General features: G+C 39.4%; 21 protein-coding genes and 1 pseudogene. 18 read left to right on the plus strand and 4 right to left on the minus strand.

The window, feature by feature from the left end; all coding sequences use genetic code 11:
* Window position 1: 1 nt before the first annotated feature.
* Both ACRC6Q_RS08405 and ACRC6Q_RS08410 read left to right on the plus strand, forming a co-directional pair.
* Complete coding sequence (locus ACRC6Q_RS08405; protein WP_431466243.1) at window positions 2-1246, plus strand: MFS transporter; 1245 nt, start codon at window positions 2-4, stop codon at window positions 1244-1246.
* A 19-nt stretch (window positions 1247-1265) separates the two neighbouring features.
* Window positions 1266-1490, plus strand: a complete 225-nt coding sequence (locus ACRC6Q_RS08410; RefSeq protein WP_431466244.1) for a hypothetical protein — start codon at window positions 1266-1268, stop codon at window positions 1488-1490.
* 505 nt (window positions 1491-1995) lie between these two features.
* Here ACRC6Q_RS08410 and ACRC6Q_RS08415 read toward each other — a convergent pair.
* A pseudogene (locus tag ACRC6Q_RS08415) lies at window positions 1996-2208 on the minus strand (recombinase family protein); the annotation flags it as partial.
* A 208-nt stretch (window positions 2209-2416) separates the two neighbouring features.
* Here ACRC6Q_RS08415 and ACRC6Q_RS08420 point away from each other — a divergent pair.
* The 6 genes from ACRC6Q_RS08420 (at window position 2417) to ACRC6Q_RS08445 (ending at window position 6790) form a co-directional block, all read left to right on the plus strand.
* Window positions 2417-3655, plus strand: a complete 1239-nt coding sequence (locus ACRC6Q_RS08420) for a hypothetical protein (RefSeq protein ID WP_431466245.1) — start codon at window positions 2417-2419, stop codon at window positions 3653-3655.
* A 154-nt stretch (window positions 3656-3809) separates the two neighbouring features.
* The gene (locus tag ACRC6Q_RS08425) at window positions 3810-4190 is read left to right on the plus strand and encodes a hypothetical protein (protein WP_431466246.1); all 381 of its coding nucleotides are present in this window, start codon (window positions 3810-3812) and stop codon (window positions 4188-4190) included.
* 118 nt (window positions 4191-4308) lie between these two features.
* Window positions 4309-4527, plus strand: a complete 219-nt coding sequence (locus ACRC6Q_RS08430) for a hypothetical protein (protein WP_431466247.1) — start codon at window positions 4309-4311, stop codon at window positions 4525-4527.
* A 420-nt stretch (window positions 4528-4947) separates the two neighbouring features.
* On the plus strand, window positions 4948-5373 hold the full coding sequence (locus ACRC6Q_RS08435) for a hypothetical protein (RefSeq protein WP_431466248.1): 426 nt from the start codon (window positions 4948-4950) through the stop codon (window positions 5371-5373).
* A 251-nt stretch (window positions 5374-5624) separates the two neighbouring features.
* Window positions 5625-6119, plus strand: coding sequence for a WapI family immunity protein (locus tag ACRC6Q_RS08440; protein WP_431466249.1), 495 nt, complete (start codon window positions 5625-5627; stop codon window positions 6117-6119).
* A 104-nt stretch (window positions 6120-6223) separates the two neighbouring features.
* Window positions 6224-6790 carry a hypothetical protein gene (locus tag ACRC6Q_RS08445; RefSeq protein ID WP_431466250.1) on the plus strand — a complete coding sequence of 189 codons (567 nt, stop codon included), beginning with the start codon at window positions 6224-6226 and terminating at the stop codon, window positions 6788-6790.
* A 365-nt stretch (window positions 6791-7155) separates the two neighbouring features.
* Here the strand turns inward: ACRC6Q_RS08445 and ACRC6Q_RS08450 are convergent, their stop codons facing one another.
* Window positions 7156-7578, minus strand: a complete 423-nt coding sequence (locus ACRC6Q_RS08450; protein ID WP_431466251.1) for a hypothetical protein — start codon at window positions 7576-7578, stop codon at window positions 7156-7158.
* Between the two features lie 442 nt (window positions 7579-8020).
* Between ACRC6Q_RS08450 and ACRC6Q_RS08455 the strand changes: the two genes are divergently transcribed.
* A complete protein-coding gene (locus ACRC6Q_RS08455; RefSeq protein WP_431466252.1) occupies window positions 8021-8176 on the plus strand; it encodes a hypothetical protein in 156 nt (51 codons plus the stop codon).
* 299 nt (window positions 8177-8475) lie between these two features.
* On the opposite strand, the gene ACRC6Q_RS08460 is transcribed toward ACRC6Q_RS08455, so the two are convergent.
* Window positions 8476-8898 carry a hypothetical protein gene (locus ACRC6Q_RS08460; protein WP_431466253.1) on the minus strand — a complete coding sequence of 141 codons (423 nt, stop codon included), beginning with the start codon at window positions 8896-8898 and terminating at the stop codon, window positions 8476-8478.
* Between the two features lie 500 nt (window positions 8899-9398).
* Between ACRC6Q_RS08460 and ACRC6Q_RS08465 the strand changes: the two genes are divergently transcribed.
* The 4 genes from ACRC6Q_RS08465 to ACRC6Q_RS08480 all read left to right on the plus strand — a co-directional run bounded on the left by ACRC6Q_RS08465 (window position 9399) and on the right by ACRC6Q_RS08480 (window position 16655).
* Window positions 9399-9905: a helix-turn-helix domain-containing protein gene (locus ACRC6Q_RS08465; RefSeq protein WP_431466254.1), complete on the plus strand. Its 507-nt coding sequence runs from the start codon at window positions 9399-9401 to the stop codon at window positions 9903-9905.
* A 971-nt stretch (window positions 9906-10876) separates the two neighbouring features.
* On the plus strand, window positions 10877-15775 hold the full coding sequence (locus ACRC6Q_RS08470) for a polymorphic toxin type 8 domain-containing protein (RefSeq protein WP_431466255.1): 4899 nt from the start codon (window positions 10877-10879) through the stop codon (window positions 15773-15775).
* A 16-nt stretch (window positions 15776-15791) separates the two neighbouring features.
* Window positions 15792-16166 carry a DUF2750 domain-containing protein gene (locus ACRC6Q_RS08475; RefSeq protein ID WP_431466256.1) on the plus strand — a complete coding sequence of 125 codons (375 nt, stop codon included), beginning with the start codon at window positions 15792-15794 and terminating at the stop codon, window positions 16164-16166.
* Between the two features lie 33 nt (window positions 16167-16199).
* Window positions 16200-16655, plus strand: a complete 456-nt coding sequence (locus ACRC6Q_RS08480) for a hypothetical protein (protein ID WP_431466257.1) — start codon at window positions 16200-16202, stop codon at window positions 16653-16655.
* A gap of 839 nt (window positions 16656-17494) precedes the next feature.
* On the opposite strand, the gene ACRC6Q_RS08485 is transcribed toward ACRC6Q_RS08480, so the two are convergent.
* Window positions 17495-17851 carry a tyrosine-type recombinase/integrase gene (locus tag ACRC6Q_RS08485; RefSeq protein ID WP_431466258.1) on the minus strand — a complete coding sequence of 119 codons (357 nt, stop codon included), beginning with the start codon at window positions 17849-17851 and terminating at the stop codon, window positions 17495-17497.
* A gap of 1568 nt (window positions 17852-19419) precedes the next feature.
* On the opposite strand from ACRC6Q_RS08485, the gene ACRC6Q_RS08490 reads away from it, so the two are divergent.
* The 5 genes from ACRC6Q_RS08490 (at window position 19420) to araD (ending at window position 23232) form a co-directional block, all read left to right on the plus strand.
* A complete protein-coding gene (locus ACRC6Q_RS08490) occupies window positions 19420-20181 on the plus strand; it encodes a hypothetical protein (protein ID WP_431466259.1) in 762 nt (253 codons plus the stop codon).
* A 222-nt stretch (window positions 20182-20403) separates the two neighbouring features.
* Window positions 20404-21255 (plus strand): glycerophosphodiester phosphodiesterase, encoded by an 852-nt coding sequence (locus ACRC6Q_RS08495; RefSeq protein ID WP_431466329.1) that lies wholly within the window; start codon window positions 20404-20406, stop codon window positions 21253-21255.
* Window positions 21256-21659: 404 nt separating this feature from the next.
* On the plus strand, window positions 21660-21860 hold the full coding sequence (locus ACRC6Q_RS08500; RefSeq protein ID WP_223643076.1) for a hypothetical protein: 201 nt from the start codon (window positions 21660-21662) through the stop codon (window positions 21858-21860).
* A complete protein-coding gene (locus ACRC6Q_RS08505) occupies window positions 21861-22130 on the plus strand; it encodes an OsmC family protein (protein ID WP_431466330.1) in 270 nt (89 codons plus the stop codon).
* Window positions 22131-22530: 400 nt separating this feature from the next.
* On the plus strand, window positions 22531-23232 hold the full coding sequence (gene araD, locus ACRC6Q_RS08510) for an L-ribulose-5-phosphate 4-epimerase (RefSeq protein WP_431466260.1): 702 nt from the start codon (window positions 22531-22533) through the stop codon (window positions 23230-23232).
* Window positions 23233-23236 lie beyond the last annotated feature (4 nt).

Consider the following 23236-nt stretch of genomic DNA (forward strand, 5'->3'; position numbering starts at 1 on the left):
TATGAAAGAATTCAATCGTAATTTCAAGCTGATGGTAGTCGGGCAGGTTATCTCCATGTTCGGTGCATCTGTCCTTCGATTCGCCCTATCTCTTTATATTTTGGATTTGACGGGATCAGCCACTATTTTCGGGACCATACTAGCGCTGTCTATTGTGCCAACCATCTTTATTTCACCTATTGGAGGAGCGATTGCAGACCGCTTTGATAAGAAAAAGATGATGGTAGCGCTTGATGTAATTAACGGAATTCTCATTACCGTTTTCGCTATCGTTCTCCTGAGCAATAATGTAAATATCATCTCTATTGGCATCATGATGACGGCCTTAACATTAATCAGTGCCATGTATCAACCTGCTGTGCAATCGAGCATTCCGGTACTCGTTCCAAAAGAATTATTAATGAAAAGCAATGGCATCATTTCTGGCGTCATGTCAATTTCAAACTTCATTGGTCCAATTGTTGGAGGGGTCCTATATAGCTTCGTGAGCATAGAAGTGATTGTCATTGTTAGTGCAATTTGTTTCTTTTTAGCTGCTTTGATGGAAGTTTTCATGAAAATTCCTTTTGAGAAGAGACCTCCTCAGCCACTAGTTAAAATGGTGGTAACTGATATTAAAGAAGGGCTTTTGTATATTGTCTATGATAATCGATTCATTTTGAAGAGTATTTTCATCACTTTTATTGTGAGCTTGTTTATTGCTCCTATGTTTTTTATCGGCTTGCCTTATATGGTGAAAATTCTGTTTGAAATGCCGGACGTTTTCTTTGGTTTTACGCAGTCAGGCATTGCCTTAAGCATCATATTTTCCGCTATGACCATCGGGAAGTTAAAAGGGAAAATCACGGTTAGCAATTTGTATGTATGGATTTTGGGCTGTGCCGGGGTTTACTTTGCCATGGCAGCTGGTATAAGAGGAGTGATCGCGAGTCCTATTATCATGTACCTTATCGTGACAATAAGTTCTATGCTCGTCATGTTTGCATTAACTGTTGTTAATATCTTTATAAACACAAAAATCCAACAAGAAACACCAAGCAACCTACTTGGAAAGGTCATGGCGATTCAAATTACTGCTGGAACCATTGCCGTTCCTATCGGCCAAGTACTATTTGGCTTTCTGGTGGATGAATTCGCTACACAGATGTATCTTCTCATCTTTGGCGTCGGTATCCTTACCTTCATAATAAGTTTAGGAATATATCAGATTTACAAAAAAAGTTTTTCCAAGAACCTAGTTGCATAAAAGGAAGGAAGACCTTAAGATGTTAAAAAAGTTGTCCCTGATCGCTCTCTCGGCTCTAGCCGTTCCCATTGGAATTGCCTTTATAGGTGGCGTGGGATTTATTCTACTAAACCTTCTTTTAGGAGTATCTCTAGAAGATTCTTTCCAAACGATACAAAGCTTTCAAACAAAAATTCAACCCTATTTGAAATACACAATGATTTTTATAGCAATCCCTTTGGTTGTCATGCTTGTCAAACGCTGAAGAATATCGAGTGAAAAATTTTTTCATATTTTTTAAGGAAAGGTAGCGGAATATATAAATTTCTGCTGCCTTTCCTACTTTATTTCATATTATTCAAAGTGACAAACTAAGATTTTTATAAGACGGAATATTGTCTGTATCAAAATATATACCTTTCTTTCATGCATAGTTGCACGACCTTTGGCGCTGGAGGCCAGTCGAATCAGAAAAGGGGTACTAGTAAAAAAGGGACTTATAATTATATTAATAAATGAGAAAAGTTGAAGGGGGTTTCAAATAGATTAAGTTTTGATAATAGAGGATTATATATATATCTATCAAAGGTTTGAAGAAAAATATTAAATATCAACACTTTGTGTCATGATGAATATAAAGATTGATAAATGAAGGAAGTGCCATGTTGAGATTACACTTTGAAAATGGGATAAAAAAAGATGGAAACATATCTGAAAGAACGGAATCCTTAATAGATGAATCGATTCTATGTTATAGAGCACAAGCATACAAACCGATCCAGCGAGTGGATATACAAAATGTCGCCTTTCCGGATAACCCGTTTCAGTAATTGATAGTTTGCGCGTTCAAAGTTTTTGCCGCTTTGCTTATCCAAATAAACGTCCCGATCAGTGATGCCCATTTTCCGCATGGCTTCCAATTGACGGCCTTCGTTTTGATCCTTGCTGCTGACTCTTATGTAGCCAAATTTGCGATGTTCCATAATTCACCTCTATAAACGATTGTTTCCTCTCATTATACCTGAAAACCGTTCGTAAAAGTGTATGCAATTTCGCGAACGTTCGTAAAGTCATTTGACACGTTTACGAACGCTTTGATTTCCAAAATTATCTAGCAATTAATTTTAGTTCTAAGTATATTTAACATAAGAGTTTTGATTCCAATGCTAAATAGATAACTAAGGAGGATTTATGGAACAAAGTAAAATTCGTACAAGAAACGACGAGGCTGGAATCACGGTGTTAATTGGTAAAAATAACGTACAAGAATCCATTCTGTATATCCAAACACACCAAATTAAAAGTGCAGAGATTACCTATTCCTATGAAGAATCCCAAATCGATTTTCTTAGTGAATGCCCAACCATCGAATCTTTTTCCCTGGAAGGTCCTAACGTGAAGAATTTAAGTGGACTCTATCACTTGAAGGGGCTTAAATCTTTGTCAATCAATGATACTGCTCCTTCCTTGGTGATCGATTTTAGCCAATTAACCACATTGGAAGAGATCTACGGCACACTGCCTCCGAAAGCCGTGGCCATCGGCAGCCTGATCAACTTGAAGAAAATGCAGGTTTGGGGCTATAAATCAAAAGAGAAAAACCTGAAGGAGTTCACAGACCTGAAAGCGCTCGAAGATCTCGAGCTTATCAGCTCGAACATTACTTCCTTGGAGGGGATTCAAGGATTGAAGAAGTTGATTCGGCTAGGATTGTTCAGAATGAGAACCTTGATGGACATCAGCACGATACAGCACCTGCCGGAAAATTTAAAGGATCTCGAAATAGAGTCTGCGAAAAAAATAGAAGATTTTTCTCCTATAGGCAAGGTCTGGTCGCTTGAAGATTTAGCTTTAAATAACTGTGGAATGATTCCATCCATCCGTTTCATAAAACACCTCCCTCATTTAGAAAGCATGAAATTTTGGGATTCCACGGTAGTAGATGGAGACGTCTCACCGTGCCTCGAGCTGGAATACGTTTATTTTACGAATAAGAAACATTATTCTCACAAGCTGATAGAAGGGGATAGTCTCAGTGGCCGCCCCCTTTTTAAAGAAAAATCATTACCGCAAGACGCTGAAATAATCCAGCAAAACGCAAATCAGTTGGAGCAGCCTTTACCTACGCAAGCTTGGAAAATTCGGATGGACGAAGGAGACGACCTGTTTACAGATGAAAATCTAGCAGCAGCAGAGAAAGTGCTCCAAGAGTATAGTGAAGGTCTTTCTTCTCTTCAAAACCCGAGTGACGAAGAAATCCTTCGGAAAGTAAAGGAAACGATCCTTCGTTTAAATGCATTAAATGAAAAATATGATTCCTTCATCGAGACACTGGAACGGGAAGAACTTTGTGATTTCATCCTAGAAAAAGCGCTAAACGCTGGTTTAGAGACAGAGGAAGATATTACAGAAGAATGGCGGGAATGGTAGGGGGGATTTTACTAGATGTTTATGAGCTAATATAGAAAACAAATGAAAGGCGCTATCTTAGCGAAAGTTAATGTAACTTAAGTGCAGTTAAGTTACATTCACATTCGTATTTTAATGTGTTTTCAACTAAAGTTTCGAAATGGAGGGCACAATAGTGAGATTAAGTGGGCAAGCTGTCGAAGAGAAATTAATGGCAACGAACTATATTGATACAGAGTTGAAGGAATTATATTATGACAACAGCAATCACTTAGTGACAATGAAGTATATGGGCTCAAGAGATGATGAAGTAGAAGATAGAGAATATACCGTTCTGTTTAAGGAATGTTTTTCCGCCATCTTCAATACCTGGTTGGAAGGGGCAGAGGCAGATATTCCACAATCGCCCAATGACGCGGCTTTCTATTTTCATGACATTTCGATTAGAGAAATTGTCGTGGAAGGTGTTCCTCTTTATCAAGTTAAAATGGTTATTCCCATGATGGATTGTCAGGTTACTTGTAAATCGATTGAGATAGTTAGATGCGGAGTCTGAATGTAACTTAATGTGAATTAAGTTACATTCAGATCCAGAATTCCCAACTCTATAATTTTTAGAGGAACAGTTAATCAATATGTGTTAATTTAGCGAGACTAACAACGGGGGTAAAAAAATGAAGAAACAAGTGTTGTTGTATGGCGGAATTATGATAATACTTTTATCACTCTTAGCTCTATACAATTTATTAGCTCCAAGAGTCGGCCCAATTGGCAATGGGATGCCCATAAATTTTATTTGGATCTTTTTTTCCATTACAATTTTGATAGGAATAACATTTGTAGTGTTATCTATTTTTAAATTTATGAATGAACACAAAAATATAAAAAATTAATAGATTATATTTAAGAAACGCTCTTTAAATCGAAAGGTTATTTTTATTGGATTTGAATGTAACTTAAGTGTAATTAAGTTACATTCAAAACCCTTATTTCAATGAACTTTGAAGAGCAAGAAAGAAAAGTGAATTTGTTAGAAAAAATGATACATTCAATAGGCTGTTGCGTAACGCTTTAAAAGCAGAATTTCAAAAGCATATAAGTTAACATATGAGGGATTATTAAAAGTAGATGGTATACAAAGAGGGAGAGAGGCTGGTCAAGCACATAATCTCTCTCTTTTTTGTCTGTAAACGTGTACTTTTACGAACGGTTTTATTTCCAAAATTAGCTAGCTAACTCTAGTTTGTATTAATATACTTGAAATAAAGAATAAATTTAGTGTTTTCATGAAAGAATGGAAGTGGGTATGTTTAATGAAGTCACAATACATTACTTTTGGTGCACAGCTTGGAGACCCAAAAGCTGACAAAGCTGTCGGTCAATTTATTACTCAAATTAGTCAGCTGCTTAATAAGCATTGTAATAAAGTATATTGCAACGAGGTGGATGAAATAGCTCCAGCTATATTTGTAGATGGAGACATATGGTATTGGAAGTTTGAAGGACTTAAAAGGTTACGATTAAGTAAAAAACATCGGTATATTGAAATTCATATAGGTATGCCTCGCTCTAAATGGGAAGGTGTCGATTCCATAGATATTAAAAAGTACCTTATAAACCAACTTAAGGATGCCCTGGATTTGATGTTAATACGATTGAAAAAGGAGAAATACATTGTTAACGATCAGGAATTATGGGCTGATTTTAGAAAAGTAGAAGAAGAATTCTTATTGAAATAACGAGTTCTATACTTTATTAACTGAATTGCCCTATATGATGAACAATATAAAATAACTCAGAATTTTAAATTTGCCCTGTCCATCTGCTTAGTAATTTGGTTGAATTGAAAAAAGCCCCGGCAAAATCCAGGTGGAGGTTTTGGTGCAAAGACTAGGTTTTGAATGTAACTTATGTGCAGTTAAGTTACATTGAGATAAAAGATTAATGGGATTAAAAGATAAAGTAATGTTTTAAAAAAAGAGGGTGCCTCATGAAAAAACTAGATATTTTAGGGTCAGAAACCAAAATCGAGATTAAGATATTGGAAAGACTTTATCCTGAATCAATTGGTTCATGGGAAGGGGACTGGGTTAAGGCGGTCATAAGAGTTGAAATCCCTGGATATTCTGCTAATTTTCTTGCCGATTTAAGAACTGAAGAATTTAAAGAATTCCGTGATCAATTAGCTGCCATGAATCAAAATTTAGAGGGGCCGGCCTCCTTAATTTCAATAGAGAATGCTATTGAAGCGAAAGCAGTGATGGATTCTTTAGGCGGAATTTATTGGGAAGTGAGCACTCGTTATCCGATCAGTACAGGAGCTGTTCTCACTTTTGCATTTGGTTCGGATCAGAGCTATTTAAATCAATTAGTTAAGGAACTGGATGAAGTGCTGGCAGAATTCCCTATGCTGGAACACCAAAATGACTTAAAAAGCCATGCAACTGATTTTTTTAGAAAAATACGCAGTTCTAAAAGAAAATAAAGATGCTCTATAAGAGACACTTAAAGGCATTTATTCTGTTTTTGAATGCAACTTAATGTGAAGTAAGTTGCATTCGCTTAGAAGTCTAAGTAGGAGGGAAGCAATTGAAAAAGCAATATTGTGTTCAATATTCAGATGCCAGTTTGATCAATGATTTTGTTCTTCCGAAAGGCAGGTTTGAATCAATTGCAGTTGAAATTAGGGACATGGAAACTGATTTTCTTTTTATGCTGATCAAAAACATCAGTAGCTTCCCAGTTTTTTTCGTACTGGAATCTGTGTTTTTTGAACATATAGAAATGAGTATATCCGAGAAGAATATCTCTCCCTATAAATTTTCTTCGGACGGTTATATCATCAAAATTGATTCGGCTGACATATTAGAATGGGTTTGTACTAATACGGTTGAATTAGTTTTAAATGGATTGGAAGTTTTTATTTTCTTTGGAGAAGATATTTCTGAAGTAGATCTAGTCCCAACAAGAAATTGGGATAGCCCGACTGAATTCAAAAACCTTGATTTTGATAAAGTCGAGACATTCATTGATGTACATGAGGTCGGCCTTACAATATTTACAAAGAATAAAACATACAACTCACCCAAAAAAGTTACGCCATACATATCGGCAGATTACTCACTTGATTTAGAGAATAGTGACACTGAAGAGTAACAGATTTTCAGGATTAGCAGCACTTGTTTTATTCCAGTTTGAATGTAACTTAATCCTAATTATGTTACATTCAGAACCTTGAAATCATTGACTTCATCAGAAAAATCAGCATAACTGTTTTTACTAGAAAAAAGATATATTCAAAAGCTTATTTTAGCTACTTGAATTTAAAAGAATCTAGATCTAAAAATAATCAGTTTATAGGAAGGGAAGAATTGATAGATTGGGCTTCTTTCCTTCCTTTTATTTGGATAAGTGTACTTTTACGAATGGTTCTTTCATCAAAGGAATTATCGTTTCCAGATTTTCTCGCAAGAAATCCATTTTTCCTGTTTTAGGTCCAGCGTCCGTTCTTCATCGTAGATTTACAAGTATATCGGCATCGGATGTTGGGCCTGTCCGCCAACTTTCCACTTGGCAAGAAACCAGCTAAAAAAGACTTCCTGCTGTTTGGTGTCAATTTCCCATTCGTGTTCTTCATAAAAATCCTCATACTCCTTGAATTCGGAGTTGGACAGGGAAAGGTAAGGGATCTCTTGTGAAGAGACACTACTGAAAAGATTTCCACCTTCCGTGAGTCCCATTAACTCATTTGCGTGGTTATCATACGTAAAGAGAACAAAAGTGAGTTCGAATCTGAAAGGTTCGATTAAGAGGGTAAACAGGAGATTCTTTACATCCGGCGAAATTTTCAGCTCACTAACCTTGCGAAGGTACGCGAGCAAAAGGTCATCCTTCTTTTCTAAATTACTGGATACTGAAGTGATATAATCATCGACAACAAACATCTGGCACCCGCTTTCAAAGTAAGTTTTCTAGGCAATCTTTTCTTCTACAGTCATTATACAGCACCATCTTAATTGGGAAGCTCGGTTTATGGAAATCCCATCCGTAGGTGTTTAGTGACTATCCCAAGCAGTGAATTGGCAGCTAAATCTCTTTTTTAAACTTTCTGGTAGGTGGTAGAATGTAGTAGCAGAAGACTGCTGTTACACAAGTCATAACCAAAGGGATGCGCACAAAAATGAAAAAAATGATTACATAATCCAGTCCCGATTAACTAATAAAGGGGACTATGCCGTACAGGTAGAGATCAAGAGCGATGAAACAGAAGAAATGGCCATGATACTAGCAGGCATAAAAGCGCTGATTGGTATGATTGACTACACTTTAAGAGAAGATGGAGGAGACAGCACTTCAGAAGAGGATTGAGAAAGTTATAATCAGGCAATGAGAAAAATAAGAGGCTATGTTGCGGATGATATCGGGTTCACTACGGTTTATTATATGAAGGAACTTCAGGCAAAGGTGTTTATTGATGAAGCTGACGAGCACACTGTGAATCCTGATGTGCAAATGGAGCTTATCAAGAAGTATTTTGCCTAAGCAGCTTTACTTTCACTGAGAACAAAACACGTTGAAATTTCTATTACGAAAAGTGATCGGAATGAAAGGAAATAAAAAACCAGTTTACATATCCTAAGGTTATCTGAAGTGAAATTTAACTAGACCGTTTATCGACTTATGAACCAAGAAGCCGCTTTGATTAATTCTCTCAAAGCGGTTTTTTAATTCTGTTTAGAAAAAGTCAGTGGAAACGATACTAGTCGCTGCGAGTCACGTTACCGTAGTAGTAATTTAGGGAGCTGGCCAATGTAGATTCTTATTTCAGTTAATGTTAATTGCTAAACTGCTTTCCGTTTTGCTAATACATTCATTAAATGTAATACATGATAAAATATATTAGAAACAAGCAAACCTGTTCCGATGAAGTATAACGTGTCCATAAAATAAAAGTAAGCTTGTGATGAGTAAAGTAAAGCACATCCTACTAATAAACCCAGCAATGAATACATGAACAGACCAAAGGCATAGGGGTTATTGGGCTTAACTTTATTTGTAACTTTAAAGTTTAAATAGAAAAACAATATGCCTATCGTTAAATAGAATAGAAAACTTACAAGGCTTCCTATAGTAAATCCTAGGACAAAATTATCAAAAGCACTGATTTCATAATAGTTTTCAATCATACTAAATATCCCCTCACAGACACCAAACAAAAGAGCGGATAGAAATGCGGATGTAAATAACTTTAAAAATATTTTCATGCTGTTCCTCCTAAGAAATTCATATCAATGTAAGTTCGTGTTCTTGGGTATGTTTGTCTTTTAATTTCATAATTTCCTGATGAGTTGGCTTCTATAGAAGAAACGCTTTTAATTTCCAACTAAATTTCATCGATAATAATTTTTTGAGAAGTTGCTAAAACTTACTGATCTTAATTTTATTTTATAATTATCATGCCTCCCAAACTAATTAAATGTAACACTTGGTGTAATTTTACACCCCGTTAATTCAGGAAGCAAGACATTCTAAATATTTATTTCCCTTAAAATGTTAGATATAAAAGAAGTTAACAATACCTAATTTGTTCCACTCTTTTTTTGTATAGATACGTAAAATAAAATACCACTCTCGCTTAGAAAATTAGTCACTTCATCAATTGTAGGAGAAGACGGGTAATGCTATAAAATTGTAAAGAAGTTGTCTCAAACAAACGTGTAGTGTAATATTGCACTAAAAAAGATTTTGGACTTGGAGGCATACGATGGAAAAACTAGAGTTAACCAATATTGTGTCCAGTAGACTGCGGTTAATCCGGCTAGAGCAGGAACTTTCTCAAGAGGAAATGGCTAAATACTTGGGGATTTCTAAAAAGACATTGATTCAAATTGAAAAAGGAAGAGTGGATATACCTTGGTCTGTATTGGTCACATGCGTAGCATTGTTTGAACAAAGCGAGAACTTACAAAACGGCTTGGGCGATGAACCGCTTGAAGTCGTCAAACTGATTGCTTTTAATAACATCGAGCAGGCTTCCATAAAAACAATGGGCGGAAAATTGTGGTGGAAAAACCTAAAACAAAAAGGAGAATTTACCATGCAACAAAACTTGGTGAGTCAGCATTATCGAATCATTGATGGGTCCAAATATCGATGGTTTAGTTCGTTTGATCAGCAAGAAACGAAATTGCATTTAAATCTGCTGAATCGAAAATCAGGAAGTACCCATTCTCTGGCTTCCGAAGAAAATGGAGAATCTGTAAAGGATTAAGTACGACCTAACTCGAAATTCCATCACCTAATGTGGACTATCCAAGAATCGAAAAGAGTTTAGAAGGATTCACACTATAAACTTTAATTGACCGTCAATTTATTTCAAATTAAAGTTACTCTCGATAAAAATCTGGTTAAAGAAGTAGAATAATCCTTCCGATATTAATAAATGGGAGGTTAAGAAAATGCAAATAGATTTTTCACAAATAGACACCAGTGTCATCAACAGAATGGCTCTGTTTCTCGGAATATTGGCTATAGGATGTTTGCTTATACCCATGTTGGTAGGTGGAATACTAAAAATCATAAGAATGCCTTTCTTCATTGTAAGAATTGGAGTGGCATGTGCAGGATTAGGGTGGTTTTATTACTGGGTTACACAAATTTTAAGTAAGTTTTAAAACAGGTTGACTACCTCCTTTTAAAGACCAACGTAGCAATCTGTGTTTAGGGAAGTAAAACTGTTAAGTAAGTATCATGCATTGTCATCTGATTGTTCCTAAGACAACATAAGCTAACCCAAAACTTAATAGTACAGAGGAAGGGAAGGTAACTACGTAAACCGGTCACTTTTCTTTCCCAGATTCTAGATGTTCAAAAATCTTACCTTAACGATCATATTAAAAAACTCTTTTAAGCGATTAACGATTGTGATTACTGTCCACTACTCATAACTTACTCATAACTTACTCTTAAATTTATCTAACAAATGAACATTGTTTTTAAATCCCGTAATTCAGCCTCTTCTTAATAGCATTCTGGAATGAGGGGTATAAAAGTTAAGTTGACATTATGTCTTAAAAAGATCAGTTCCTCTCAAATAAAGAGGGACTGATCTTTTTTTAGGTTAAAGGAAAAGGAATATTTCGATTAGATTACAAATATATTACAAAATGATTAAAAATACCTATTTTTTGTTCTGGAAGGTCTTATATACTATTTTAGAACCAATTAAAAGGAGGAAAGAAATTGAAAAAATACTTTTTATCGCTTATGGCAATTGTGATGTGCATCAGCCTTGTTTCACCGCTTCAACCTGTAGAAGCGGATACGAACTCCACTACTCCATCGGAAGCGCTTCCGGTCCAAAAAGCTAAAACCGCTTCCTTTCAAAAGGAAATTGAACTCATAGAAGAACGCACCGCAACCACGCAGGTCTTCCAGCAGGAGGATGGGGCGCACCGCATGGAAATCTCGCCGGAGCCCATCCATGTGCAGGATCAAAAGACAAAAAAATGGGTGCCGATTGATAATACACTAGTTGAGAAGCAGAGCGGCCGCCACCACAATGCAAAAAACAACTTTGACGCTTCTTTTGCGGCAGAAACTGCGAGTGACGAACCATTGGTTTCACTCAAGCAGCAAGGAAAGACCGTCGAAATTGAAACTATCAAACAAAAAGGGAAAGAAGCCGCGGCAGTTGACGCTGTAACAGAAGAGAACCAGGTGACCTACGAAGAAATCTATCCGAATACGGATCTGGTCTATACCGTCGGAAACACCAAAATCAAAGAGGACATCGTCCTCAAAGAAAAGCCGATCGGAACCGAGCCACTTTCGTATTCGTTTGATTTTCAGATCACGGGAATGACATTAGAACGGACTTCGGACGGGTACCTATACTTGGTCGATACCGTGACGAAAGACCGCCTGTTCGCCATCGAAAAGCCGTTCATGATGGATTCCTCGACGCCCGAAGGATTTGTCTCCAACCTGCCGAATCCAATTCCGGAAGGTGCTTGGACCGATGCCATCAAAGTGGAAGCCCAACAAACCGGCGACCAATTGACACTGACATTGAAACCGGACATGAGTTGGCTGCAGGATCCGAACCGGGTTTACCCAGTGATCTTGGATCCGACGGTAAAAGTGTATCAGCCAAACTACGCTTTGAATGACACGACGATCCGTAGCGCGTTACCCGATACAACCGGCGGCGCGGATCATGAGCTAGGGGCCGGTTTATACAAGAATAGCACCACCAATAACGTGGTCCGCTCCCTTCTCCAATTCGACATGGGGTCTCTACCTCGCGGTGCCAAAATCATGAATGCACAGCTGAACCTGCGTCTGTCTTCGGTCTGGAATGACACAGCGACATCTGTTCAGCTTTATGAAACAAGCAATGCTTGGGAAGAGAACCGAGCAACCTGGAACCGCCGTACACTCAGCTCCTTATGGACAAACAAGGGGGGCGATTACACTCCAACCTTGCTTTCCAGCCAAACCATTGGGGCGTTAGACACCGCTGCAACAGAACCGCCGCTCTTTAAATGGCCAATCAAAGCGGAAACAGTCCAAAAATGGATGGATACACCATCTCAGAATCTCGGGTTAATGTTGAAAGGATCGAACGAGACACTCGCAACGTATAAGAAATTCTATTCGGGCGATGCCGGCGGCATGCTCAACTACTCGCCGAAACTGACGATTACGTACTATCCCATCAGCCGGTTGGGCTTGGAAAGCTATTGGTCTTATGCTGAACACGGACTTTCCGACGGTCAAGGGTACGTCAACTTGGGAACTGGAAATCTGGTACTTGAAGCGACGGATTTTTCGGTCATAGGCCGCGGGAATTCGGGCTTCTCGTTCTCCCGCACCTATAACTCCAAAGCGGTCGAAGACTCGCCAATCGGTTACGGTTGGTCCTTTGTCGGAAGCGAAAGCGTCTCTGAATTCCCAAATCGAGACGTCATTTACCAGGACAGTGATGGAACCGTCCAACTCTTTACGTACAATGCGACGACCGGAACCTATACGGCTCCTGCAGGTACGTATTTGACACTGACAAAAGCCAATGCAGACGCATTTGTCTTAACTGATTTTAACGGAAACCGCATTGTCTATCGGGATTTGATCAATAATCCGGAGGTCGATTCCCGCATTTACCCCATCGATTATGCGGAAGACCGGAACAAAAACAAAGTGTCCTATGTTCGGGATGCGAACGGAAGACTGAGCGGCATCACGGATGCAACCGGGCGGACCTTGACGCTTAATTACGTGAATGGCCGCATCGAATCCGGTACATTTGCCGGAGTGAAAAAATTTGCCTTTACTTATACTCCAGAAGGAAGATTGAAGACTTCGACCGTCTTTGCGGATGCCACGACGGGTTCGACGACGACTTATAATTACAATGCAAACCAGGAATTGACAGGAATTATTGATTCTAAGAGCCAGCTGACCCAATACGAGTATAATGCTGGATTCTTAGAGCGCGTGATCCAGCCGGCGATTGCTGATAAAGCGTCTAGTACGACCTACACCTATGACATTGGAAACTTCACTGCCAGTGAATTCGATGCAAATGGAGCGGAAACGGTCTATCAGCTGAACAACAACTACATTATCAAGTCCGTTAAGGATCCCTTAGGATCCATATCCTCGTTCACTTACGATGCAAACTACAATATTTTGAACGAAGTTGCACCAAACGGCAGTAAGACTGTAAACGAGTATGACACCAAAGGAAATCTTATAAAGACTACGGATGTGCTGGGCAATTTTGTTTCCTACACATATAACAACTTTAGCCAGCCGTTGACTGTCACAGATGCGGATGGAACAACAACCTATAAGTACAATGCTTATGGCGACGTGATCACCGAAACCAATTCGCTTGGGGAAGCGACCAGTTATACGTATTATGAGCCCTACGGAAACCTGAAGAGCATGACACCGCCTGGCGGCGTACCGGAAGAATACGCATACGATGCCATGCAGAACTACCAGACGTCGTTTGCCGATGCACTGGGCCGAAAAACCTCTACAATCAATGACAAATACGGAAATGCTAAGGAAGTGACGGATCCGAAAGGCAATAAAGTCGCTTTTGAATACAATGAACTTGAGCAATTGAAAGCTATGATCGATGAAAATGGAAACAGAACGTCTTATGAATACGACACAAACGGAAATTTGAAGTCGCTTCAAAATCCGAGGAAATTTGCTACAACATTTAGTTACAATGCACAGGACGAGTTAGTGTCAAGAACGGAACCAATGGGGCAAGTGACGAGCTTCAGTTATGATGCGCTCGGCAACTTGGAATTCGAAACGATGCCGAATGGCAGCGTCATAAAAAATGAGTACGATGCCGTAGGCCAATTAACAAATATTCGAATCAATAATTACTTGAAATGGAATTACAAATACGATGTGAATGGGAATATGACCTCCATTACGAACGGGGAGACCAATGCCGTTACCAGTTTTACCTACGATGTGACGGATAAGCTTAAGTCTGTGACCAACGGAGGACAAAAAGTAGAATACGGCTATTCCCTGACGGAAACGTTGACGGACATCAAAGGGACCTCGAACGCTGTTTCCTTCTCCCAGCGCTTCGGTTTCGATTCAGCAGACCAGCTGAAGACGATCCACCGGAATGGCTCGGTCATCGGGGCCTATGATTATTACCCGACGGGCGAACCGCTGCAACGCCGGTATGTGAACGGTGTGCATACCAACTACACGTACGATACGAATCAGCAGATGGATACGTTGAAAGTTGTCAAAGGAACGGCGGTCCTACTGGAGGAAAAGCTCGGCTATGATGCCATCGGTCTGATTGAATCGGTTACATCATCGGCTGGAAATAAGTCGTTCCGCTATGACAAGGGGAATCAGCTTCTCTTCCAGGACATCGTTGCAGCCCAACTGACCGAGACGTATACGTACGACGAAGCTGGAAACCGCTTGAACCGCTCTGCAACGCAGAATGGATTGACGACCGACACTACCTATAGTTATGATGGCAATAACCGGCTGAAGACGGTAGATGGGCTGACTTATAGTTATGATGCAAACGGTAACCGGACGAAAGACGGGAAGTACAGTTACGGCTACAACAAATTTGACCAACTGATTTCCACCAAGACATTGGCAGGCAGCACCGTAGCCACGTACCAGTACGATGATCAAGGACGACGGACGAGCAAGGCAACCGGCGGCCAGACGACCAACTACCATTACGGAGAAGGCATCAACGTATTGTTCGAAACCGATGCTGCCGGAACCATTACTGCGGAATACATCTATGATCCAGAAGGCTACCCACTGGTCATGTCTAAAGGCGGCCAGAATTATTACTACACGTACAACATGTTGAAGGAAATCACCGGTCTGACCAATGCCTCGGGGACAGTTGTGGCAACTTACACATACGATGCATGGGGCAATATCCTGTCGCAGAGCGGCTCGATGGCAGCGGCCAATCCAATCCGTTACAAAGGCTACCGGTACGATGATGAAACGAAGTTATACTACCTGATTGCACGTTATTATCAGCCTAATGAAGGAGTCTTTTTATCTGTAGATCCAGAAGGTGGAGATACAGATGATCCAAAAACGCAGAACGGATATGCCTACGCGAGTAGCAACCCAGTCATGTATACAGATCCAGATGGCAATTACTTCTGGCTGGCTGTCAACGCCGGATTTGCAGCATATGACGGATATAAAGCCTATAAAGCAGGAAGAGCTAAAGGCAAACGCGGCTGGGCATTGGCTGGCTCCGTCGCTTGGGCATCTGGAAGCAGTTTTGCAAGAGTAGGGCATCTTAAAAAAGTAGGGCGTATTGTAGGAATTGCAAAAGGGCGCACAGGGAAACAAGCTCGCTTACGTGAATTGGCAAATGACCCAAAAGTCTCTAAATCATTACGAGGCGCTATAAAGAGAGACATTAATGAGATAAAAAGAGGCAAGCGGAAAAATATCAGAGTGCCACAAGGACATCATTTAGCTCATAGAAGAGGTTTTGAGGCAAGAAAGGGCTACGGGTATAAATACTCTGATTTACAGACTATTAGAAGCCATAGAACTCAACACAAATATGATCGAAACGGTAGAGGAAAAAGGTAGTAGGAAGGAGAAGCCGGTGACTAGTAAAGAGATAGATAAAGTATTTGCTCTTACACCAACTGAAAGATATTCTTACTTCATTAAGAAAGTAGCAGATTTCGAGGAAATATGGAGCCTTCAAAAATTGGAATATGCCACAATTTCTAATACTGAAGGAAAAAGTTTAACTTTGGTATGGGCAAAACGAGAATATGCAGAAAAAGTAAAAGAGCTTTGCTTTCCTGATTTTTCGTCTAAATCGATGGAGTTGGATGATTTTTTGAATGCAGAATACTCTATGGAATCGTTAGAGCAAATGAAGTATGCTGTAATGTATAATGGTGATGACTATAGAGAAGTAGATTGGAATACTTTAAAAAAAGATATAGAAGAAGAATTGGAAAATTATTAAAAGAAGAGAAAAATATGAAAGGGGAAGAGTTGAATGAAAAAATATAAGAAGATGTTATTAGCGATAAGCCAACCTGAATTGAATTGCTATGGACCAAAAAATGAATTTCTCTTCATTGCAGATGATAAAGATAAAAAAAAGGGTTTAAGTAAACTTCGTTCAGATTCTCATTATTTTGTCACACTGAATCATAATAGACAACCGTCTGAATTTGGAGTGGTCAAGGAATTAGATTCTCCTATTACTGCAAAAGAACTTGCCGAAAAAGATTATAATAGCAGAGGATTAGACTTACAGGGGTTGAATGAAGAAATAATTAAGGAATATGAAGAATTTCTTTCAAGTATTAATTCTCAACCTGCAGGTACTCCTATGGCAGTTACGTGGGCTGAAAAGGTCTTTCCAAAACCTCACAAATATCTTAGGGTTCATAAAGTGTTTTTTAGAGATTTAACGTCTGAAGAAAAAGAAGAAATCTTTAACAGTTAATAGATAAAATATTTTAAAATTCGATATGAAAATCGGGGTGCACGAATTAATATAAAAATTAATTAGTGTAACGAGAAAAACGAAAAAGCGTAAAAGACCGTATCTAAAAGGACTTTTACGCTTTTTTACTTTTAAATAGATCTTTGTGAAATCATTAGAAAACCTTTGAGAATCACCCAAACAAGTTGATCATAGTTTTTTTTCTCAAATTTCTTTCTACATTATTACTCTTACGCCGCTGAATCGCTCTTTGTTCTTCCTGATTAAGGTTGGTGTAGAGAAATGTGGTCTCAATTGAATTATGGTCGAGTTAATCTTCTCCCTTGATATTGCTTAGATATTGTCAATAACAGTAATGATGGTACTTGGAATACAGATGTATATTTCATTAGAACAAGATTAAGAATGAATAAAGAGAAGAGCCTATAATAGTGATGAAAAAATTCAACACCTCAAGTAATTGTGTATAAACTGGTCAATGTCTATTTAATATAAGAGGCCATATAGATGTAGGGAAACTTAATAACAGAGGATAGAAGCAAAAAGGTATCGTGAATTTTGCTTTTACCTTTCCAGAAATTCATTGGGACGCTAAATTACAAACATCAATCATATAAATGTTCTACAAAGTAAATCAGGTGTATAAAGCGGAAGGAGACGCTCTAAGAAGTCTCACTTCAGCTTATTTGTTTTTCTTCTTTATTATCCTTCCGTCGCTCTTCTTTATTAAGATTTGTATAGAGGAAAGTGGTTTCGATAGGGTTATGGCCGAGCTGATCGCTCAATGCGACAAGTAAACCACTTTCATCCAGAAAGCCTTTAGCGAAGGATTGACTGAGCTAAGGAGGGTTCAATCGTTTCCGCCATGAATGCTCCGAATACTTCTTCACAAGCTTCTCAATGGACTCCACTGAAATTGGGTTGGCTTTGCTACGGTATTTTGTCAAGAAAACGAATTGATTCTTCTTGTCCGGTTTGTAAAGCCGCTCCCGTTCGTCCAGGTAGTTCTTCAGTTCTTTCATCGAGGTATCGGTGATGCTAACGGTATCGAGCTTATTGCCTTTGCACAGAGCATGCACAAACCCGTGAATCAGGTCGATAACCGGAATCAACAGGCCAGCCACTTCGTTGAGCCGCATTCCGCTCCCGGAGAACAGGGAAAAAGATGGCGATGTCCTAAAGGCGTTTGAGCCCAAATCGTGCAGCGTGTCGGGAAGTTAAAATCAAGACATAGTTCTTCTGGAAAAAATTCAGGAAATTGGTGATTTGTTTTTGGAAATGACATTCCGGTAGAAGTAACATTTGCCTTCGTCGTCCTCGCTTTCGGTTGTCAAATAATTGAACAGGAACTTGAGCAAATGGTGCTATCCACCGAGCGGGTAATAAAGATGCCTTCTCGCTTCTCAATCTTTTTCTCCGTCAACCTCCCAAAAAACAGTTCCATGTCTTTATTCTTAACAATTTCAGGACAGTATAGAGGATGGCAGCAGTCGTTTCCACATCCATAAAGCCTTCTTGGCGTAACCAAGTTGAAGAAGCGCTAGTAATCGTACAGGTAGCCGCTCAACTTGGGTACAGAATAGGAGGCTCGTTTCTTTGCACGTAAATATTCTACTACATAGAAGGGCATATCCTTTAAGGGCTGCTCAATGTGCTGTTTAGCTAAATAGTCTTTCTTGTTGGGGGAGACATTAGAAAACGGCCTATATTTCTTGTTTAGTTTAATATCCATTGTAAAGATAGGATCAAAGTCAAGGATAGTAAATTTTACGCTAAATCCAATTTTAGCTGATATCTAATTATTTATTTGAATTAATGAAATAGTCGATTTTATCAACCCGCTCCTTAGGAAACACTGCCGTGAGCGGATACATTTTAGAAATAGAAGAAGAGGAGATACTTTCCGACAAAAAGGCATCTATCCAACTTTAGACGTTATATGTTCGCAAAATCTTAATTAAGCGAATATATAGCCGTAGTGAGGACTTTTTCCAGAAAATAAATAAGTTAAAGACATCATACTTACCATATCGCTTTTAAATAGGTCGTTAAACTTTCTTCAACATACTGCGCAATCAATTCAACAATGGGCTAAGTATTTCTTTGTATGCTAGCTGTTTCAAACGTTTGGATATATGTTAAGCGCTCTACATCTTCAGCTTTGACGATAGAAGGAGGGAAACCGTGTGTAAACGTCAAGCCGAAAATTGATCAGGTCGCTCATATAAAAGTTGAATAGCCTCTACTTAGATTGACCCGGACTCCAAGGTCTTTAATACACCTTCACTCTCTCTGTTCATAGCATTCTGCTTCTTCCCTTAAAAGTAGTATGCTATATTATGGATATAATAAAGACGGAGTGCTGTTACACCCGATCAGCGCAGTACATGCCGCATAAGAGCCGCCGTCCAAATTATGAGAATGTTTAACTTAAGGAGTAATCGCCCATAATCCTGCCAGGGAGAGAGCGATTACTTTTTTCTGTTGATGGTAATTGCGATGCTTGTCAATACCGTTTTAAAGCTGCAGTGAGAAATATATCAAATTGAAATAGCATACTCATAGCATTGTAAGTTGCCGACTGGTCGAGCATTAAAAAGGTGCAGGAAGCCGTACATAAGTTAATCAAAAGCAAGAAATTAGAAGACAATATCACTAAAATCAATACGAGGATCGAAGCCACTGCTGAAGAGCATGGCTATCAAATCGAAGAGTACGAAATGACAAAAAATCTAAATTTCATTCAATAAAAGGAGTTTTATCCATGACAATCGCAAAATACGCAAAGTTCCAGCAGTACAAAGAATCCATCCAATCCATACGATCTTCGTATACAGACGAGTCATTGATCAATGAGACATTTTTACTGGATCGAGACGATAAGAAAAAACTGGAGATTTACTACGCGCCGTTTGAATATGTAAATGAAGAGGCAAAAGTGGTGATTGTCGGCATCACACCGGGCATGCACCAGATGAAAAGATCCTTTTCGACTGTAATTGATGCAGTCGGGAAAGAAAGGGACGATGAAGAAATTCTTCGCCAAGTAAAGAACAACTCCAGTTTTGAAGGGACCATGCGAAAGAATTTGGTCAAGATGCTGGATGAACTCGGGTTGAACGGGCATCTGGGCTTGTCCACCAGTTTAGAGCTGTTTGAAGAAGCCAGCCACCTGGTGCATACGACTTCGGTTCTGGCGTATCCTGTTTTTCACAATGGCAAAAACTACAGCGGGTCAACGCCGAATCTATTGAAGAACGAGATATTGAAAAAATACCTTACAGAAAACTTCGCGACAGAACTGGAGACTTTGAGTGACGCCTTGATCATTCCGCTGGGCGTAAACGTTTCGAACGCTTTGAATTACCTGGTGGATCAAGGATTGGTTGCATCTGGAAATATCCTTTCAGGGTTCCCGCATCCATCAGGGGGCAATGGCCATCGCCATAAACAATTCGCCGAAAACAAAGATGCTATGGAAGAAAAGCTGAACTATCATTTTCAACATGTGACAGCAGCGAAATAATTAAACAATATATTTATCGTTAAAACAAAAAAGGACTTTGAAAAGTCCTTTTTTGTTTGTCTATAAGTGCTTTGCCCCTAAAATCCCTTCAATGTGGTAAGAAGTAAAATATTTCCGTTAATTTACATTATTTAACCTTTCTTAATGCTCTATTAATACCTACAACATATTCACTTCTTATACTTAAGTTATCAATAGAAAAGGAGTGGTTAGTTGAAACGAATGATGACTATTTTAGCAGCAAGCCTAGCGTTGACAGCCTTTACCGGGCCTGCATTTGCAGCTGAACAGGGAGAAGCGGGCAAAACGATATCCAAACAGGAACAGCAGGAAATGGTGAACATCGCACATCGCGGAGCTTCGGGACATGCACCAGAGAATACGATGGAAGCTTTCCGAAAAGGAGTTGAAATGAAGTCGGACTATATCGAAATCGATGTCCAAATGACAAAAGATGGAGAGCTTGTCGTTATCCACGACACTACGGTAAACCGCACAACAAATGGTACCGGCAAAGTGGGTGACTTAACCTTAGCGGAAATTAAACAATTGGACGCAGGCAGCTGGTTCGGTGAAGCCTATGCGGGCGAGGCTGTTCCCACTTTCGAAGAAGTGTTGGATGCGTTTCGCGGGAAAGTCGGTATCCTGATCGAATTGAAAGCACCGGAACTTTATCCGGGAGTGGAAGAGAAGATGGCGGATGCATTGATCGAACGAAATATGAGTAAGCCGAATCATAATAAAATCATCATCCAATCCTTTAACCACAAATCCATGGAAAAATCGAAAGAGCTTTTACCCAATCTTTCTCATGGCGTTTTGACAGGTGGCAGCTGGGCAGATGTAACGGAAGAACAATTAGCCCAATTTGCGACTTACGCCGATTATTTCAACCCAACGATGAACATTGTTACGGATGAACTGGTTAGCGATGTCCATGAAGCGGGGATGGACATCTATCCATACACTTCACGTTCACAAGAACAAGCTTTGCGGCTATTCGATTTGAATGTAGATGGCATCATTACCGATTACCCGGAGCACGTTTACCATCACCCGGTAAAAAATTCGTAATTTAATATGGGAAGCACAGGTAGAGAATCTTGATTGAATTCTCTACCTGTTTTATTTAACCTTGTATGAATTCGACAAGCATCTGGGTTAAGTCGATAAGACCAGCTCCTATGTTCCAATCCGCAATTCAATATCCAGCGAGGGACGTACTGACCAATTGTGAAAATCAGAAAATCTTTTCGGCCTGGCATCGGAAGAAGTTTTATCTCATTGATCACCAGAGACAAGGATTACGCTTCAGTGGAATTCGGCACCCAGCTTCTCCAAGCTATTCTAGGTGCTTCGGTTTAGCAGAATTGGGAATGTTTTCTGTTTGGCTGTGCAGGGTAATATAAAATTGTATTTAGGTTGTCTTTTGCAGCAAAGTCAGTTGATTGATATTCTTTGAAAAAGGAGATGATTAAGTGAGTGAACCCATCGAGTTGACGAAAATAACCATTATCCAAAAAGATACAGCCAATAAAATACGTGAAGCGTATATTGGTGATTTTGAAGAACCTGTTTTGTATGGTGTACACGGAGGAGTAAAAGCGTTTTATGGAGTTGAGACCGATCCGGAATATCCATCAACACTGGATCATCTTGTGGCAGCTGCCGGTGGTTGACTGGTCGGGACATTATCCGGCGCGCTGGAAGCGCGTCATATACCAACTTCACCAGATAAAGTGCATGCAAATGTTCAAGGGACAATCGAAGCTCCAGAAGGCGTATTGAAAGTAACAAAAATCACAGCCCACTATCATGTGAAAGTGCCGGATGGGAAACAAGATGCGGCAGAACGGGCTTTGTCTGTCTTTGATAAAGGTTGTCCTGTAGCACAAACGCTTAAAGGAGCAGTGGACATCCAGCATTCGTGGGATATTGAAACCTATTAGCAAAATTGAAATGATGTGTGTATTTAAGACCTGCCGTTTTACAGCAGGTCTTTTTCAATGACTTACTATCTGTAATTTCTTTTACATATACCAAAAAAGGGCTTTCAGTAAAATATCGAAGTCAATTCAACGGCTTAACAAACAGGAATGGGATTCTTACTGCCACCCGATAAAAAATTCATAACTTAATAGTGGAAAGCTGGGTAGAGGATTCTAAAGGGAATTCTCTACCTATTTTTTATCTTCAAGTTCAGCAGCGCGATCCAGAAATTACACTGTTTTTTTGTATTCCTTTAAATTATTTTCTGAAAATACAAATACATTATTGATTATACGTACATCTTAGGTTAATATTGAATAAATAAACTACTTGTACGTATATATGGAGGAGGATGACTAAATGTTAACTGATCTGAAAAAACAAGTACTGGAAGCGAACTTAGCCTTGCCGAAACATAATCTGGTGACATTCACGTGGGGAAATGTAAGCGGTATCAGCCGGGAAGAAGGGCTTGTCGTCATTAAGCCAAGCGGTGTTTCCTATGAAGAAATGACGGCAGAAGATATGGTGGTTGTCGATTTAGCCGGCAATATTGTAGAGGGAGATCTGAAACCGTCATCCGATACACCTACGCACATCTATTTGTATCAGAATTTCCCGGAAATAGGAGGGGTGGTCCATACCCATGCTCCGTGCTCAACAAGCTGGGCCCAATCCGGCAGAAGTTTACCGGCTTTGGGGACTACGCATGCGGACTATTTTTATGGAACTATTCCCTGCACACGGGCAATGACGGAAGCGGAAATTAATGGAGCTTATGAACTTGAAACAGGCAAAGTCATCATCGAGACGTTCAAAGACAAGAATCCAAATGAAATTCCAAGTGTCTTCGTACATAACCACGCGCCGTTTTCATGGGGCAAAGACCCAAATGAAGCCGTCCATAATGCGGTTGTGTTGGAAGAAGTGGCGAAAATGGCGTTGCAGACGTATCAACTGAATCCGGATGTATCCAGTATGGATCAGCGATTGCTGGATAAGCATTATTTACGAAAACACGGTGCGGCAGCATATTATGGCCAAAGTACAATAGGGGGTTAATGGG

Source organism: Planococcus sp. SE5232, from assembly GCF_050686535.1.
Taxonomy (GTDB): domain Bacteria; phylum Bacillota; class Bacilli; order Bacillales_A; family Planococcaceae; genus Planococcus.

Coding starts and splice junctions, on each gene's coding strand:
- ACRC6Q_RS08405 (WP_431466243.1), top strand. CDS start 2: ATGAAAGAATTCAATCGTAATTTCAAGCTGATGGTAGTCGGGCAGGTT.
- ACRC6Q_RS08410 (WP_431466244.1), top strand. CDS start 1,266: ATGTTAAAAAAGTTGTCCCTGATCGCTCTCTCGGCTCTAGCCGTTCCC.
- ACRC6Q_RS08420 (WP_431466245.1), top strand. CDS start 2,417: ATGGAACAAAGTAAAATTCGTACAAGAAACGACGAGGCTGGAATCACG.
- ACRC6Q_RS08430 (WP_431466247.1), top strand. CDS start 4,309: ATGAAGAAACAAGTGTTGTTGTATGGCGGAATTATGATAATACTTTTA.
- ACRC6Q_RS08435 (WP_431466248.1), top strand. CDS start 4,948: ATGAAGTCACAATACATTACTTTTGGTGCACAGCTTGGAGACCCAAAA.
- ACRC6Q_RS08440 (WP_431466249.1), top strand. CDS start 5,625: ATGAAAAAACTAGATATTTTAGGGTCAGAAACCAAAATCGAGATTAAG.
- ACRC6Q_RS08450 (WP_431466251.1), bottom strand. CDS start 7,578: ATGTTTGTTGTCGATGATTATATCACTTCAGTATCCAGTAATTTAGAA.
- ACRC6Q_RS08455 (WP_431466252.1), top strand. CDS start 8,021: ATGAGAAAAATAAGAGGCTATGTTGCGGATGATATCGGGTTCACTACG.
- ACRC6Q_RS08460 (WP_431466253.1), bottom strand. CDS start 8,898: ATGAAAATATTTTTAAAGTTATTTACATCCGCATTTCTATCCGCTCTT.
- ACRC6Q_RS08465 (WP_431466254.1), top strand. CDS start 9,399: ATGGAAAAACTAGAGTTAACCAATATTGTGTCCAGTAGACTGCGGTTA.
- ACRC6Q_RS08480 (WP_431466257.1), top strand. CDS start 16,200: ATGAAAAAATATAAGAAGATGTTATTAGCGATAAGCCAACCTGAATTG.
- ACRC6Q_RS08490 (WP_431466259.1), top strand. CDS start 19,420: ATGACAATCGCAAAATACGCAAAGTTCCAGCAGTACAAAGAATCCATC.
- ACRC6Q_RS08495 (WP_431466329.1), top strand. CDS start 20,404: ATGATGACTATTTTAGCAGCAAGCCTAGCGTTGACAGCCTTTACCGGG.
- araD (WP_431466260.1), top strand. CDS start 22,531: ATGTTAACTGATCTGAAAAAACAAGTACTGGAAGCGAACTTAGCCTTG.